Source organism: Lentzea albidocapillata (assembly GCF_000719115.1).
GTDB classification, from domain to species: Bacteria; Actinomycetota; Actinomycetes; order Mycobacteriales; family Pseudonocardiaceae; genus Lentzea; species Lentzea albidocapillata.
Window position 1 is genome coordinate 47,380 of record NZ_JOEA01000001.1, and the last position, 12,871, is coordinate 60,250.

Annotated in this window: 18 protein-coding genes; 12 read left to right on the plus strand and 6 right to left on the minus strand. The window is 68.9% G+C overall.

Annotated features, from left to right (window positions below):
• Positions 1 to 59 precede the first annotated feature (59 nt).
• The 6 genes from recO to IG04_RS0100300 are packed head-to-tail and all read left to right on the plus strand — an operon-like array spanning position 60 to position 4,244.
• Complete coding sequence (gene recO / locus IG04_RS0100275) at positions 60 to 812, plus strand: DNA repair protein RecO (protein WP_030474427.1); 753 nt, start codon at positions 60 to 62, stop codon at positions 810 to 812.
• Between the two features lie 49 nt (positions 813 to 861).
• Entirely contained in the window at positions 862 to 1,686 is an 825-nt protein-coding gene (locus IG04_RS0100280; protein WP_030474428.1) for an isoprenyl transferase, read from the plus strand.
• Positions 1,683 to 2,081, plus strand: coding sequence for a YbjN domain-containing protein (locus IG04_RS0100285; RefSeq protein ID WP_030474429.1), 399 nt, complete (start codon positions 1,683 to 1,685; stop codon positions 2,079 to 2,081). Before IG04_RS0100280 ends, IG04_RS0100285 begins: the two co-directional genes overlap by 4 nt.
• A 23-nt stretch (positions 2,082 to 2,104) precedes the next feature.
• Complete coding sequence (locus IG04_RS47575) at positions 2,105 to 2,536, plus strand: hypothetical protein (protein ID WP_211257635.1); 432 nt, start codon at positions 2,105 to 2,107, stop codon at positions 2,534 to 2,536.
• Entirely contained in the window at positions 2,533 to 3,543 is a 1,011-nt protein-coding gene (locus IG04_RS0100295) for a permease (protein ID WP_030474431.1), read from the plus strand. The genes IG04_RS47575 and IG04_RS0100295 overlap by 4 nt, the downstream gene beginning before the upstream one ends.
• On the plus strand, positions 3,540 to 4,244 hold the full coding sequence (locus tag IG04_RS0100300; RefSeq protein WP_030474432.1) for a TIGR03943 family putative permease subunit: 705 nt from the start codon (positions 3,540 to 3,542) through the stop codon (positions 4,242 to 4,244). Before IG04_RS0100295 ends, IG04_RS0100300 begins: the two co-directional genes overlap by 4 nt.
• Before the next feature lie 3 nt (positions 4,245 to 4,247).
• On the opposite strand, the gene IG04_RS0100305 is transcribed toward IG04_RS0100300, so the two are convergent.
• From IG04_RS0100305 to IG04_RS0100315, 3 genes are read right to left on the minus strand one after another with little or no spacing between them, the layout of a single operon-like run.
• Positions 4,248 to 4,646, minus strand: a complete 399-nt coding sequence (locus IG04_RS0100305; protein ID WP_030474433.1) for a Fur family transcriptional regulator — start codon at positions 4,644 to 4,646, stop codon at positions 4,248 to 4,250.
• Positions 4,643 to 4,993, minus strand: coding sequence for an ArsR/SmtB family transcription factor (locus tag IG04_RS0100310; RefSeq protein WP_051768539.1), 351 nt, complete (start codon positions 4,991 to 4,993; stop codon positions 4,643 to 4,645). Before IG04_RS0100310 ends, IG04_RS0100305 begins: the two co-directional genes overlap by 4 nt.
• Positions 4,994 to 5,004: 11 nt before the next feature.
• Complete coding sequence (locus tag IG04_RS0100315) at positions 5,005 to 5,283, minus strand: hypothetical protein (RefSeq protein WP_030474435.1); 279 nt, start codon at positions 5,281 to 5,283, stop codon at positions 5,005 to 5,007.
• 17 nt (positions 5,284 to 5,300) lie between these two features.
• Here IG04_RS0100315 and IG04_RS0100320 point away from each other — a divergent pair, with 17 nt between their 5' ends.
• On the plus strand, positions 5,301 to 5,678 hold the full coding sequence (locus IG04_RS0100320; RefSeq protein WP_030474436.1) for an antibiotic biosynthesis monooxygenase: 378 nt from the start codon (positions 5,301 to 5,303) through the stop codon (positions 5,676 to 5,678).
• Here IG04_RS0100320 and IG04_RS0100325 read toward each other — a convergent pair.
• On the minus strand, positions 5,659 to 6,336 hold the full coding sequence (locus IG04_RS0100325; RefSeq protein WP_051768541.1) for a tetratricopeptide repeat protein: 678 nt from the start codon (positions 6,334 to 6,336) through the stop codon (positions 5,659 to 5,661). The genes IG04_RS0100320 and IG04_RS0100325 overlap by 20 nt on opposite strands.
• Positions 6,337 to 6,429: 93 nt before the next feature.
• On the opposite strand from IG04_RS0100325, the gene IG04_RS0100330 reads away from it, so the two are divergent.
• From IG04_RS0100330 to IG04_RS0100340, 3 genes are all read left to right on the plus strand, one after another.
• Positions 6,430 to 7,815 carry a glycine--tRNA ligase gene (locus tag IG04_RS0100330; protein WP_030474438.1) on the plus strand — a complete coding sequence of 462 codons (1,386 nt, stop codon included), beginning with the start codon at positions 6,430 to 6,432 and terminating at the stop codon, positions 7,813 to 7,815.
• An 83-nt stretch (positions 7,816 to 7,898) separates the two neighbouring features.
• On the plus strand, positions 7,899 to 8,402 hold the full coding sequence (locus tag IG04_RS0100335; RefSeq protein WP_030474439.1) for a hypothetical protein: 504 nt from the start codon (positions 7,899 to 7,901) through the stop codon (positions 8,400 to 8,402).
• Between the two features lie 35 nt (positions 8,403 to 8,437).
• Positions 8,438 to 9,283 (plus strand): hypothetical protein, encoded by an 846-nt coding sequence (locus tag IG04_RS0100340; RefSeq protein ID WP_030474440.1) that lies wholly within the window; start codon positions 8,438 to 8,440, stop codon positions 9,281 to 9,283.
• On the opposite strand, the gene IG04_RS0100345 is transcribed toward IG04_RS0100340, so the two are convergent.
• Both IG04_RS0100345 and IG04_RS0100350 read right to left on the minus strand, forming a co-directional pair.
• Positions 9,273 to 10,145, minus strand: coding sequence for a serine hydrolase (locus IG04_RS0100345; RefSeq protein ID WP_144065493.1), 873 nt, complete (start codon positions 10,143 to 10,145; stop codon positions 9,273 to 9,275). The genes IG04_RS0100340 and IG04_RS0100345 overlap by 11 nt on opposite strands.
• A 16-nt stretch (positions 10,146 to 10,161) precedes the next feature.
• On the minus strand, positions 10,162 to 10,893 hold the full coding sequence (locus tag IG04_RS0100350) for a Type 1 glutamine amidotransferase-like domain-containing protein (protein WP_030474442.1): 732 nt from the start codon (positions 10,891 to 10,893) through the stop codon (positions 10,162 to 10,164).
• 51 nt (positions 10,894 to 10,944) lie between these two features.
• Here IG04_RS0100350 and IG04_RS0100355 point away from each other — a divergent pair, with 51 nt between their 5' ends.
• Together IG04_RS0100355 and IG04_RS0100360 are read left to right on the plus strand one after the other, a co-directional pair.
• A complete protein-coding gene (locus IG04_RS0100355; RefSeq protein ID WP_051768545.1) occupies positions 10,945 to 11,619 on the plus strand; it encodes a YdcF family protein in 675 nt (224 codons plus the stop codon).
• A complete protein-coding gene (locus IG04_RS0100360; protein ID WP_030474444.1) occupies positions 11,619 to 12,857 on the plus strand; it encodes a deoxyguanosinetriphosphate triphosphohydrolase in 1,239 nt (412 codons plus the stop codon). The genes IG04_RS0100355 and IG04_RS0100360 overlap by 1 nt, the downstream gene beginning before the upstream one ends.
• The last annotated feature ends 14 nt before the right edge of the window (positions 12,858 to 12,871 follow it).

Below are 12,871 nucleotides of genomic sequence, written 5' to 3' on the forward strand. Positions count from 1 at the left end.
GCCGCGATGCGACCGTCTGAACGTCGAAACACGAGGCAAAGACCGGAGGTCACGGCACTATGGCACATCTGTACGGCGACACCGGGATCGTGCTTCGTGTGCAGAAGCTCGGTGAAGCCGACCGGATCATCACCTTCCTGACCCAGAAGCACGGCAAGCTCCGCGCCGTGGCCAAGGGCGTGCGCCGCACGTCGTCGAAGTTCGGGGCGCGGCTGGAGCCGTTCTGCCACGTCGACGTGCAGTTCCACCCCGGCCGGTCGCTCGACATCATCACGCAGGTGCAGACGCTGGACGCGTTCGGAGTCGGCATCGTCACCGACTACCAGCGCTACACGGCCGCGTGCGCCATCTTGGAGACCGCTGACCGGCTCACGGCCGAAGAAGGCGAACCGGTCTTGCGGCTGTACATGCTCGTGGCCGGGGCGTTGAGGGCGTTGTCGAACGGTGAGCGTGACCCGTCGCTGCTGCTGGACGCGTTCCTGATGCGTGCGATGGCGTTCGCGGGATGGGCGCCCGCGGTGAACGAGTGCGCGAAGTGCGGCGATCCCGGTCCGCACCGGGCGTTCAGCATCCAGGCGGGCGGCTCGTGCTGCCCGAACTGCCGTCCCGCCGGTTCGTCGTCGCCGTCCCAGGACACGCTGACGTTGCTCTCGGCGTTGCTGCATGGCAGGTGGACCGTGGTCGACGAGATCCCGCACATCGCCCGTCGTGACGCGAGTGGCCTGGTCGCGGCGCATCTGCAGTGGCACCTCGAACGGCAGCTCAGGTCGTTGCCTTTGGTCGAGCGAAAGGCACAGCCGGCGGACGGCTAATGTGGCGGCTACCCGAAAACGGTTGTCGCCCGAGAGGATGCCGAGCCCCATGTTGCGTCGCCGCCGCTCTGAGCGTGAGAAGCGCGTACCGCGCCCGCCGGAGCCGCACGAGTCCGGTGCGACGCCCCCGGACATCCCCGCCGACCTGGTGCCCAAGCACATCGCGATCGTGATGGACGGCAACGGCCGTTGGGCGAACCAGCGCGGGCTGTCGCGGGTGGAGGGGCACAAGCGCGGTGAGCAGGTCGTGCTCGACGTCGCGAAGGGCTCCATCGAGCTCGGCGTGAAGTGGCTCTCGCTCTACGCCTTCTCCACGGAGAACTGGAAGCGCAGCCCTGAAGAGGTCCGCTTCCTGATGAATTTCAACCGCGACGTGATCGCGCGCCGCACCGACGAGCTGGACGAGATGGGTGTCCGCATCCACTGGGCCGGCCGCTCGCCGAAGCTGTGGGGCAGCGTCATCAAGCAGCTGCAGGAGGCCGAGGTCCGCACGGCCGAGAACGACGTGCTGAACCTCGTGATGTGCGTGAACTACGGCGGGCGCGCGGAGATCGGTGACGCCGCCCGCGAGGTCGCGCGCCTGGTCGCCGCCGGGAAGATCAACCCGGACAAGGTCGACGAGCGCACCCTCGCGAAGTACCTGTACAAGCCGGAGATGCCCGACGTCGACCTGTTCATCAGGCCGTCCGGTGAGCAGCGCATCTCGAACTTCCTGCTGTGGCAGTCCGCGTACGCCGAGATGGTGTACCAGGACATCCTGTGGCCCGATTTCGACCGCCGCGACCTGTGGCGCGCCTGCGAGAGGTTCGCGGGCCGCGACCGCCGCTTCGGCGGTGCCGTCGACAAACCCGGTGAGGAGGCGGTGTCGTCGTGAACGCGAGTGGTGAGGCCCTGGAGGCCGCGCGCAAGGCGTTGGAGCTGTTCCACGACGTCTCCGTTGACGACGACGGCGCGTTGAGTTTCCGCCACGGCGACGTGCCGTGCGCGGTGCAGGGCATGGAACTGGCCGAAGGGCTGACGGTTCTCTCGCTGACGGTCGTCGTCGCGTGGGACCTGCCCGGAGACGTGGCTGTGTGGGTGGCCGAACGCGCTGGTCAGGGCCTGTTCGGGACGTTGGGTGTCATCGCGTCCGAACGAGGCACGGACGTGATGCTGCGCTACGCCTTCCCGGCGGACGGCCTCAAGCCCGAGCCGCTGAGCACGCTGCTCATGCTCGTCGTGTCGACCGCGTCGCAGGTGCGCGGCGAGCTCCTCTCCCGGTTTTCTTGAGAAAGGACCCTTCCATGGGTGGCGTGATCATTTACGAGCCGGAAGAGGACTCGGACGTCAACGAGTTCCCGTGGACCGTCACGTTCGAGCCTTCGGGCGGCGACGACTGGGACTCGTTCATCTGCGGCCCGTACGAGCGTGACCACGCCGTCGCGCTGGCCGAGGCGGTGGCGCTGGACGACGCCGAGGGCGGCGTGCTGGCCATCGTGAAGCCGATGCTGCCCGCGCTGTCGGCCGACGACGTCTCCGCGACGATCGAGGAGCTCCGCGAGGCCGCCCTCGAAGAGGAGGCCGACGACGAGGAGACCGTCAACGGCACCCCCGTCGACTTCGATGACGACGACCTTGTAGAGGAGGAGGCGGAGTTCGACGAGCCGCCCTCGCCCGAGGAGATCCGTGAGGGCATGGCGCGCCAGTACCGCCGCCTGCTGGACCTGGACGCGGACGCGGAATGACGATCACCGGCGAGATCCGCTCGTCGAAGCGGCGCTCGGGCCCGCCTCGGCTGAAGATCACGTCGTTGGAGGTGCTGTGCGGGATCCTCGTTCTCGCACTGCTCTTCCAGTCCAGGCTCGTCGACCTGCTCGACGCGCCGAAGCTGCGTACGGCGTCGACGGTGTTCGTGGCGATCTGCGTGCAGGCGATGCCGTTCCTGGTGCTGGGCGTGCTTATCTCGGGCGCCATCGCGGCGTTCGTGCCGCCCTCGGCCCTGCGCCGGTTGTTGCCTTCGAAGACCGCGCTGGCCGTGCCCGTGGCCGGTGTCGCGGGCATCGCGCTGCCGGGCTGTGAGTGCGCCTCGGTGCCGGTCGCGAAGCGGTTGATGCAGCAGGGTGTCGCGCCGGCCGTGGCGCTGACGTTCCTGCTGGCCGCGCCCGCGGTGAACCCGATCGTGCTGGTGTCGACCGCCGTGGCGTTCAACGACACCCCGATGATGGTCGTCGCGCGGTTCGCCGGCTCGTTGCTGACCGCGATGATCATGGGCTGGCTGTGGGTGCGCTTCGGCAAGATGGAGTGGATCGCCGAACGCGCGCTGGCACGCATGGCCGACCACTCCGGTAAGTCGAAGTGGGCCGTGTTCGCCGAGAGCGCGCGGCACGACCTCGTGGACGCCGGCGGGTTCCTGGTGCTGGGCGGTCTGTTCGCGGCGGCGTTCAAGACGTTCGTGCCGACCGCGTGGATGCAGACGCTGGGCGGCCAGATCGTGCTGGGCGTGATCGTGATGGCCCTCCTGGCCGTCATCCTCGCGCTGTGCTCCGAGGCCGACGCCTTCGTGGCGGTGGCGTTCTCCGCGCTGCCCCTGCTGCCGCGCCTGGTGTTCCTCGTCGTCGGCCCGGCCGTCGACGTGAAGCTGATCGCGCTGCAGGCCGGTGCGTTCGGCAAGTCCTTCGCGTTCCGCTTCGCACCCGCTACCTTCGTGGTGGCGATCTTGTGTGCCGTGGTGAGTGGAGTGGTGCTGCTGTGAGACGGGAAACCCAGAACATCCTGCTGGTCCTGCTCGGCGGCGCGCTGCTGAAGATCAGCTTCTCGGGCCTGTACCTCAGGTATGTGCAGAAGAGCCTGCTGCCACTGCTGATCGCGGCCGGCGTGATCATGATCGGCCTGGCGCTGTTCGCGATCGTCCAGGACATCCGTCGCGGCAAGGCCGCCTCCGAGGACGACCACGAGCACTCGCACTCGTCGCGCTCGACGTGGCTGATGCTGCTGCCGGTGCTGGCGGTGTTCCTGATCTCGCCCCCGGCTCTGGGTGGCGACGTCGTGAACTCGGCCGCCGACACGAACCAGACGCAGCGCTCCCGCAATCTGCTGGGCGAGCTGCCGTCCGGGGACGTGATCCCGTTGTCCATGACGGAGTTCGTCACGCGCACGGCGTGGGACGAGTCCGGGACGCTGGACGGGCGCCGGGTGAAGCTGACCGGGTTCCTGCTGCGCGCGGAGGGCGACACGTTCGTCGCACGGCTCGCGATCTCGTGCTGTGCCGCCGACGCCCGGCCGTTGAAGGTGCGGGTGACCGGGGACGTGCCCTCGCTGCCCGACGAGCAGTGGGTCGAGGTGACCGGGCAGGTCGTGCCGAAGTCGGCGAGCGAGAAGAACTCCTGGGTGCCGAGCTTCACCGTGGAGTCCTTCACGCCCGTGCCCGAGCCGGTCGAGCCCTACGAGTCCTAGTGCCTACTTGAGGCCCTTCGCCGTGCAGTCCGCGCACGTCCCGAAGATCTCTACGGTGTGGCTGACCTCGGAAAAGCCGTTCTCGGCCGCCACCCGGTCCGCCCACTTCTCGACGGCGGGACCCTCCACCTCGACCGTGCGGCCGCAGTGGCGGCACACGAGGTGATGGTGGTGGTGCGCCGAGCAACGGCGATAGATCGCCTCGCCCGAGTCGGTGCGCAGGACGTCGACCTGGCCGGCGTCCGCGAGCGACTGCAGGGTGCGGTAGACCGTGGTCAGGCCGATGCCCTCGCCACGGCGGCGTAGTTCCTCGTGTAGTTCCTGGGCGCTGCGGAAGTCGTCGAGCTGGTCGAGCAGGTTCGACACCGCGGTGCGCTGCTTGGTGGACCTCAGTCCGGTCACAACTTCTCCTCGACGTGCGTCACAGCGTCCACCACGATGTGCGCCAGATGTTCGTCCACCAGTCGGTACACGACCTCGCGGCCGTGTCTCTCGCCGTGCACCACGCCCGCCGACTTCAGCACGCGCAGGTGCTGGCTGATCAGCGGCTGCGCGACTCCGAGCGCCTCGACCAGTTCGTGCACACAGCGGTCATGTTCCCGCAGTTGCAGCACGATGGCGATGCGGACCGGGGCGGCCAGTGCGCGCAGCAGGTCGCCGGCCTCGGCGAGGGTGTGCGCGGGGCGGGGTGGAGCGGGCGCGGGGGCCGCGCGTTCGGGGGAGTGCTCACCGTGCAGCTGGACGGTCATGGCGGCACACCTCACCTGGTAGGGATTTTCACAACCAATTCTACGGTGATGATGAGCAGTACCAGCAGGACCACCACGCGCAATGTGCGGTGAGCTGGGGAAAGAACCTTCCAGGTGGCCGCCAGGAGCACCGCGGCGCCCACGACCAGCACGCCGAGGAGCACCGCGCCGAGGGTGCCGCCCACCAGAACGCCGGTGACGAACAGACCGAGCACGAGCACGAACGCAACGACGGGGCGCACACGCGCGAGTGGTCCGTCGCCGGGCAGGAGAGGGCGCTTGGAGGTCACCGTGCCATCCTTGCACCGTGCTGCTGGTGTGCCGATTCCGCGTGTCCGACCCCGAGACGTTCACCGTGCGCGTCGAAGAGGCGTTGAAGCTGCTGACGGCTCAGCCGGGGTGTCACAAGGGCACGCTGGCGCGGTCGACCGACGAGGACGACCGCTGGGTGCTGACCGTCGAGTTCGAGTCCGTGGTGGCTTATCGGCGCGCGATGTCGCCGTTCCCCGTGCGTGAACACGTCATCCCGCTGCTGTCCGAGGCGCTGACCGACGAGCCCGCCATGTACGAGCCGGCGCTGACCAGCGCCGGCGGCGAGGTCGAGAAGCACACGAGCGTGCTCGCCGAGGACGCGTTCACGGTGCGGCTCGGCGAGGCGGCAGGGCCTACGAACCCTCGGCGATAGCTTCCATCTCCTTGACCCACTCCTCCTGCGAGTCGTGGGGGAGGAGCTCCAACGCCCTGCGCGCGGCCTCGGCGGCCTCCGCGGACCGGCCCAGCGCGTGCAGCGTCTTGGCCTTGCCGCTCTCCGCGTACGCCTCCGGCGTCTTCTCGAACGCGTCGAGCGCCTCGTCGTAGCGGCCGTTCTCGAAGTAGAACCAGCCGAGGTTGTTGTGCAGCGGGCCGAGCCAGCGCACGAGTCCGGGGTTGGCCACGACCAGTTCGATGCCCTGCTTGGTCCACTTCTCCGGGTCGTCGACCAGCGACGCCATGTGCGCGGCGTCGACCGCGAGCGACAGGTCACCGCGCGTCTTGGCGAGGATGAACGCCGCCACGAACAACGGTTGCGCCGCCTCGGAGTCGCCGCCGGAGCGGTGCAGCCTGCCGCGTTCGAGCAGCGCGCGCACCCGGCCCGTCGAGTCGGGGGCGACCAGCACCTCCGCCTCGTCGACCAGAGCGTGACCTGCGGCGAAGTTCTCCCTCAGCCCCTCGACACGCGCGAGCTGGGTCAGCACCTCCGCCCGCTCGTCGTCGGTCTCCACGTTGCCCAGGAACGCGCGGAACCTCGCCTCGGTGCCGTCCAGGTCGGCGAAGTCCCACAGCTCTCGCAGCCGGTCTTCCATTCCTGCAGGGTAAGGCTCCGGTCGCCCGTTCGGGGCGTGACGTGACGGGCTAGGCTTGAGCCCCCGATTCTCATTCCCCCGATGGAGTTCCCCTTGCCCGCCGATCGCATCGAGACCGTTGTCAGCCTCTGCAAGCGCAGGGGGTTCGTCTACCCGTGCGGGGAGATCTACGGCGGTACCCGCTCGGCATGGGACTACGGACCTCTCGGGGTCGAGCTCAAGGACAACATCAAGCGGCAGTGGTGGAACTTCATGGTCCGCGGCCGCGAGGACGTCGTCGGCCTGGACTCGTCGGTGATCCTGCCGCGTGACGTGTGGGTCGCCTCCGGTCACGTCGAGGCGTTCGTCGACCCGCTCGTCGAGTGCGAGTCGTGCCACAAGCGGTTCCGCGCGGACACGCTGTCCGAGGAGTACGCGGAGCGCACCGGCAAGGAGGTCGCCGAGGGCGACGTCTCCGACGTGCCGTGCCCCAACTGCGGCGTGCGCGGCACCTACACCGAGCCGAAGATGTTCAACGGCCTGCTCAAGACGCACCTCGGTCCGATCGAGACCGAGGAGGGCCTGCACTACCTGCGCCCCGAGACCGCGCAGGGCATCTTCACGAACTTCCTGAACGTGCAGACGACGTCGCGCAAGAAGCCGCCGTTCGGCATCGGTCAGATCGGCAAGTCGTTCCGCAACGAGATCACGCCGGGCAACTTCATCTTCCGCACCCGCGAGTTCGAGCAGATGGAGATGGAGTTCTTCGTCGAGCCCGGGACGGACGAGGAATGGCACCAGTACTGGATCGACGAGCGCACCCGCTGGTACACGGACCTGGGCATCTCCAAGGAGAACCTGCGTCACTACGAGCACCCGAAGGAAAAGCTGTCGCACTACTCGAAGCGGACGGTCGACGTCGAGTACCGCTTCCAGTTCGGCGGCCAGGAGTGGGGTGAGCTCGAGGGCATCGCGAACCGCACCGACTTCGACCTCACGACGCACTCGAACCACTCGGGTGTCGACCTGTCGTACTTCGACCAGGCCACGAACTCGCGCTTCAGGCCGTTCGTCATCGAACCGGCGGCCGGTGTCGGCCGCCCGATGATGGCGTTCCTGCTGGAGGCCTACTCCGAGGACGAGGCCCCGAACGCCAAGGGCGGCGTGGACAAGCGCGTCGTGCTGAAGCTCGACCGCCGCCTCGCACCGGTCAAGGTCGCGGTGCTGCCGTTGTCGCGCAACGCCGACCTGTCGCCCAAGGCCCGCGACCTCGCGACGGCCCTGCGCCGCAACTGGAACGTCGACTTCGACGACGCCGGCGCGATCGGCCGCCGCTACCGCCGCCAGGACGAGATCGGCACGCCGTTCTGCGTGACGGTCGACTTCGACACGCTCACCGACCTCGCCGTGACGGTGCGGGAGCGCGACACGATGTCGCAGGAGCGCGTGGCGATGGACCAGCTGGAGTCGTACCTCGCGGCACGCCTCGTCGGCTGCTAGTTCGACTACTCCGTTCAGTCGTATCCACTGCTACGCTGTGAAGTCACTTCGTCACAGCGTAGCAGGGTGGAAGTCGACAACTGATGATCATCGGCCAGGGGCCGGCACCGGCGTGGGTGTGGGTGTCCGCACCGCGCGTCGAGCGGATCAGGACGAGGCTGGCTCTGACGGGCCTGCCCCTCATCGGCATGGCGCTGGTGTTCGGGATCGCGCTCGTCGGGGTCGGCCTGAACCTGCCGACCGCCCACAGCCCGATCAACGTGATCGGCGTGATGACGGCCGGGATCGGCGCGTTCTGGGGGATCTTGTCCGGCGTGAGTCTCGCGACGGCTCGGTCGTGCGCGCGAGGTGAGTTCGTCGACGTGAACGGGGCCCGGCTGGTCCGGCGGTTGCTCGGGGTCTGGTGGCTCGGGGCGATCGTGTGCGCGATGGCGGCCTGGTTCTGCGAGGTGATGACGTTGAACAGCGTCGCTCGGCCGGTGCCGTTCACCATCGGATCCGCTGTGTACCTCGCGGTGCTGGGCCTGCTCGTCGTGCTGGGCGGGGTCGCGTTCTTCACCGCCCGCAAGGTGTTGCGGGTCGGCTGAGGCAACTTTCCTGGGCGTTCTCGCGTGTAAAAGACATGGCGGGGGAGCGCGGGCAGGCCGCGGCGGGGGTGGCGCTCTTCGTCTGGGTGGTGGTGTTCGCGGCGTTGGCCGAGGTGGGAAATCCGCAGGTGCTGCTGGCCACGGCCGTGAGCGGCGGGCTGGTGTGCCTGTGCGCGGTGGCGGGCGGCGTAGTGGCGATGCGGATCACCGACGCGGAGTCGGCGGCTCGGTTGCGGCACGTGTTCGTGGTGCTGGAAGGCACCGCGATGGCGATCTTCTACCTGTTCTACGGGTTCGCGTTCAGCGCCGAGCCCGTGGGGAGGCCGGGGGACTTCGCGGTCGTGGTCCTGCTGGTGTTCTCGGTGCCGGCACTGGGTGCGCTCGCGTTGGTCGTGTGGCGGAGCTACGCCGTGCACAAGGTCGTCGTCGAGGCCTTCGGGCCGCTCGTGCCGGATTCCCGCGCGGGGGTTGGGTTGCAGCGGATCAGGGTGCTCGGGACCGTGCTTGTCACGGTGGGACTCGCCTTGGTGGTGTCCGCGATGACGGTGGCGCTCGTGACGCCGCTGTACCGGCCGGTGCTGCTGGTCGTCGGATTGCTGGTGACGCTCACGCCCGTTGTGCTCGGGGTGAGTCTGGTGCGGGTGACGGACGTCTACTCCGCACGGCGCCGCAACGTCGGCAACTACGTCATCGTCCTCGCCGCTTCGGGGTTCGCCGTGTCCGAGTTCTCCTCCGGCGCGGGGGTCGCGGGGGTGTTGTTCGGCGCGCTGGTCTTCGGCGCGGTCGTGCTGCTCGTGATCGCGATCCTCGTGGTGCGCGAGTTCACCGGCGAGTGGGACCGGCCGTGGCGGGAGCGCCAGGACCGGAGGGTCAGCCGTTGACACCCAGCTTCGCGAGGACGGCCGACGCGACGGCGTTGATCGACTGCCTGGCCGTCGTCCAGGACCCCGTGGGGCTCGTGGTGAGCACGGCGACGGCGTAGCGGCCGTCGAGCACGCCCGCGCTGTGCAGGTAGACGTCGCTCGGCAGGTAGTACATCCAGCCCTGCTTGGCGTAGACGCCGGTGACGCCGAGCAGACCGAACGCCTGGTCGAAGCCGTCGGCGGCGGTGGCGGGGGCGGACGACAGCGCCGTGACGATCGCGTCGCGCGCCGGTGAGGCGAGGATGTAGTGGTAGAGCCGCACCATGTCGTTCGCGGTGATGACGACCTCGCCCCACTGTGAGGGGTCGTCCGGCGCGTGCGTGCCGGTGAGGCCCGCTTCGGTGGCGACGCGGCTGATGGCGTCCATGCCGTCGAACCTCGTCCACAGCATGTCCATGGCGTTGTCGTCGCTCGCGCTCAACGCGCGGTGGATCAGGTCCTGGTCCTCGTCCGACAACTGCTGCTGCAACGCGTCCACGGCGAGGATCAGCTTCGATAACGATGCCGAGTAGAACGGCTGGTCGCCCTGTTCCGAGACCACCTGATCCGTCTGGAGGTCGAGCACCGCGACGCCGACGTCGGACGCACCGCCCGTAGCGGCGATATCCGATATATCAGTCGGTGATATATCGGATATCGCTGAAGGCGAGCCAGTATCCGATATATCGGCGTCGCCGGGATCCAGCGAACCGTCGCCGGTGTCCACCACGTCGGGGCCGCGCGATATATCGGCGGAAGGCTTCCCGTGCGCCAGGCACGGCGACGTCTCGGGGACGACGAACACGGCCGCCGCGAGGAAGAGGATCAAGGCCCAGCGCACACTTCAAAGGTCCGCTTCACAGGAGCCGGGTGTCGAGCTTTTCCTCCTGTGCGGTTCCTGAAGAATCCTCCCTGACCACCACGTATGCGCCGGAGCCCGGACGTTCCGCCACCGCCTCGACGAGTTCGGTGCCGCGGTAGAGCAGGCCGGCGCCGTCGTCGGTGCAGTACGTCTTCGGCAGCACTCCGGCGGCCACCGCGGCGTGGATCTTCGGACGGCGTTGCTCCTCCGAGTCGTAGTGCACGCCGTTGCCATAGGGCAGGAAGCCCAGGCCGTTCGTGACGATCCGGAGGTCCGGGCCGAACGAGTCCGTGGCGCCGCCCGTGTGCCAGCAGATCGAACCTGCCGACACGCCGCTGAGCACCACGCCGGCCTCCCACGCCTTGCGGAAGACCGCGCCGAGCCCGTGCACCTCCCACACCGCGAGCAGGTTCGCCACCGAGCCACCGCCCACCCAGACGACGTCGTGGGACAGCACGTAGTCCTCGAGGTCGTCGGTCGGCGGCATCGTGAAGAGGTTCAGCACCGACACGTCGACGCCCGCGACCCGGCCCGCCTCCGCCATGTTCGCGTTCATCGCCCGCTGGTCGCCCCCGGCGGTGCCGACGTGGCACAGGCGCGGTGTGCGGCCGTCCACGCCGGACAGGTCGAGAGCGAAGTGGATCAAGCTGTTGAACTCGACGAAGGTCCGGCTCCCGGAGCGCAGACCCCCGGACGTCGCGAGGATGGTGGGCTGCTCAGCAGGCATGCCGATGATCCTTGCAGGGGCGTCAACGCGACACCCGCGCCGTCTGGAAGCATGCGTGGTGTGCGGACCACGCCCCTGAAACCCCTCGCCAGGATTCGCCGAGTCGTGTTGCGCCTCTTTTTCGGGGCGTTGGTCATCGGCATGCTCGTGGGCGGTGGCACGGCGTTCCGCGTCTGGCAGGTCGCGCGCGTGGACGACTGGACGAAGGCCGACATGGCGATCGTCCTCGGCGCCGCGCAGTACAACGGTGTCCCGTCCGACGTGCTCGCGGCACGCCTGGAGCACGCGCTCGGCCTCTACGAGGAGGGCGTGGTCGGCTACATCGCCACGACCGGCGGCCGCCAGCCCGGTGACAACTTCACCGAGGGCCAGGTCGGCAAGTTGTGGCTGGTCAAGCGCGGTGTGCCGGAGGACAGGGTGCTGCAGGTCGGCGAGGGTGCGGACACGCTCGGGTCGCTGCGGGCCGTCGCGTCCGTCGCGAGGGAACGCGACCTGAAGACAGCCGTGATCGTCAGCGATCCGTGGCACTCGCTGCGCGCCCGCACGATGGCGGAGGACTCCGGTCTGCAGGCGTGGACGTCCCCGACCCGAAGCGGCCCGAACGTGCAGACGCGCGAGACGCAGTGGTTCTACATCAAGCGCGAGACCGGAGCCTTGCTCTACTACCGCCTGATGAAGGCGCACGCCGGCGTGTTCGACGAGCTCATGCTCCCTAAAATCGGCTGATGGGATACACCGGCCACGACACGGAGCGCCTGCTCCCCGAAGAGCCCAAGAGCGCCGTGCTGCCGGGTGCCCGCACCGACACGCGCACGCCGTTCTCCCGTGACCGGGCCCGTGTGCTGCATTCCGCGGCGTTGCGCAGGCTCGCCGGCAAGACCCAGGTCGTCGGTCCCGGCGAGGGCTCCGAGGTCACCGGTGTGCCGCGCACGCGCCTCACGCACTCGCTGGAGGTCGCGCAGATCGGCCGCGGCATCGGTGAGGAACTGGGCTGCGACCCCGACATCGTCGACACGGCCGGTCTCGCGCACGACATCGGGCATCCGCCGTTCGGGCACAACGGCGAGCGGGCGTTGAACGAACTCGCGGGCCCGTGCGGTGGCTTCGAGGGCAACGCGCAGACGTTCCGCATCCTCGCGCGCCTCGAACCGAAGACCGCGCACGGCCTGAACCTCACGCGCGCGGTGCTCGACGCGTCGACGAAGTACCCGTGGACGCGCACGCCGGGCACGGTGAAGTTCGGCGTGTACGACGACGACCTCGAAGTGTTCGAGTGGATGCGTGCGGGTGCACCGGACCGTGAGCGGTGCATCGAGGCACAGGTGATGGACTGGTCCGACGACGTGGCCTACTCGGTGCACGACGTCGAGGACGGCGTGCTGGCCCACCGCATCAGCCTCGGCGCGCTGGCCCGTCCCGACGAACGCGGCGCCATCGCGTCGCTCGCCGCGAAGACGTTCTCCGGCGAGTCCGTCGCGACGCTCGAGGCCACCGCCGAGGAACTGCTGAAGCTGCCGGTGATCGCGTACTGGACCGACCGCGAGTACGACGGCTCGCTCGGCGCGCAGGTGGCGTTGAAGAACCTCACCAGCGAACTGGTCGGCCGCTTCGCCTCCGCCGCCGTCACCGCGACCCGTGCCGTGCACGGCGACGGGACGCTGACGAGGTACAACGCGTCGCTGGAGGTCCCGACGCAGGTCGCGGCGGAGGTGGCGCTGCTCAAGGCGATGGCCGTCCGGTACGTGATGAGCGATCCGGCACGCCTGGCCATGCAGGCGAAGCAACGCGACCTGATCACCGACCTCGCCGGCCGCCTGATGGAGCGCCCGACGTTGCTCGACCCCGCGTTCCGCCCGGTGTTCGCGGCCGCTTCCTCTTACGCCGCACGGCTTCGCGTCGTCATCGACCAGGTCGCGCTGCTCACCGACGCGCAGGCCGTGGCCTGGCACCGCGCATCGGCGTAGGTTCGGGGGCGTGG

What these genes read in the sequence shown, in the direction of transcription:
- IG04_RS0100350 (WP_030474442.1), bottom strand. Translation starts at nt 10,893, where the DNA reads ATGCCTGCTGAGCAGCCCACCATCCTCGCGACGTCCGGGGGTCTGCGC.
- IG04_RS0100325 (WP_051768541.1), bottom strand. Translation starts at nt 6,336, where the DNA reads ATGGAAGACCGGCTGCGAGAGCTGTGGGACTTCGCCGACCTGGACGGC.
- recO (WP_030474427.1), top strand. Translation starts at nt 60, where the DNA reads ATGGCACATCTGTACGGCGACACCGGGATCGTGCTTCGTGTGCAGAAG.
- IG04_RS0100295 (WP_030474431.1), top strand. Translation starts at nt 2,533, where the DNA reads ATGACGATCACCGGCGAGATCCGCTCGTCGAAGCGGCGCTCGGGCCCG.
- IG04_RS0100280 (WP_030474428.1), top strand. Translation starts at nt 862, where the DNA reads ATGTTGCGTCGCCGCCGCTCTGAGCGTGAGAAGCGCGTACCGCGCCCG.
- IG04_RS0100310 (WP_051768539.1), bottom strand. Translation starts at nt 4,993, where the DNA reads ATGACCGTCCAGCTGCACGGTGAGCACTCCCCCGAACGCGCGGCCCCC.
- IG04_RS0100360 (WP_030474444.1), top strand. Translation starts at nt 11,619, where the DNA reads ATGGGATACACCGGCCACGACACGGAGCGCCTGCTCCCCGAAGAGCCC.
- IG04_RS0100355 (WP_051768545.1), top strand. Translation starts at nt 10,945, where the DNA reads ATGCGTGGTGTGCGGACCACGCCCCTGAAACCCCTCGCCAGGATTCGC.
- IG04_RS0100340 (WP_030474440.1), top strand. Translation starts at nt 8,438, where the DNA reads ATGGCGGGGGAGCGCGGGCAGGCCGCGGCGGGGGTGGCGCTCTTCGTC.
- IG04_RS0100335 (WP_030474439.1), top strand. Translation starts at nt 7,899, where the DNA reads ATGATCATCGGCCAGGGGCCGGCACCGGCGTGGGTGTGGGTGTCCGCA.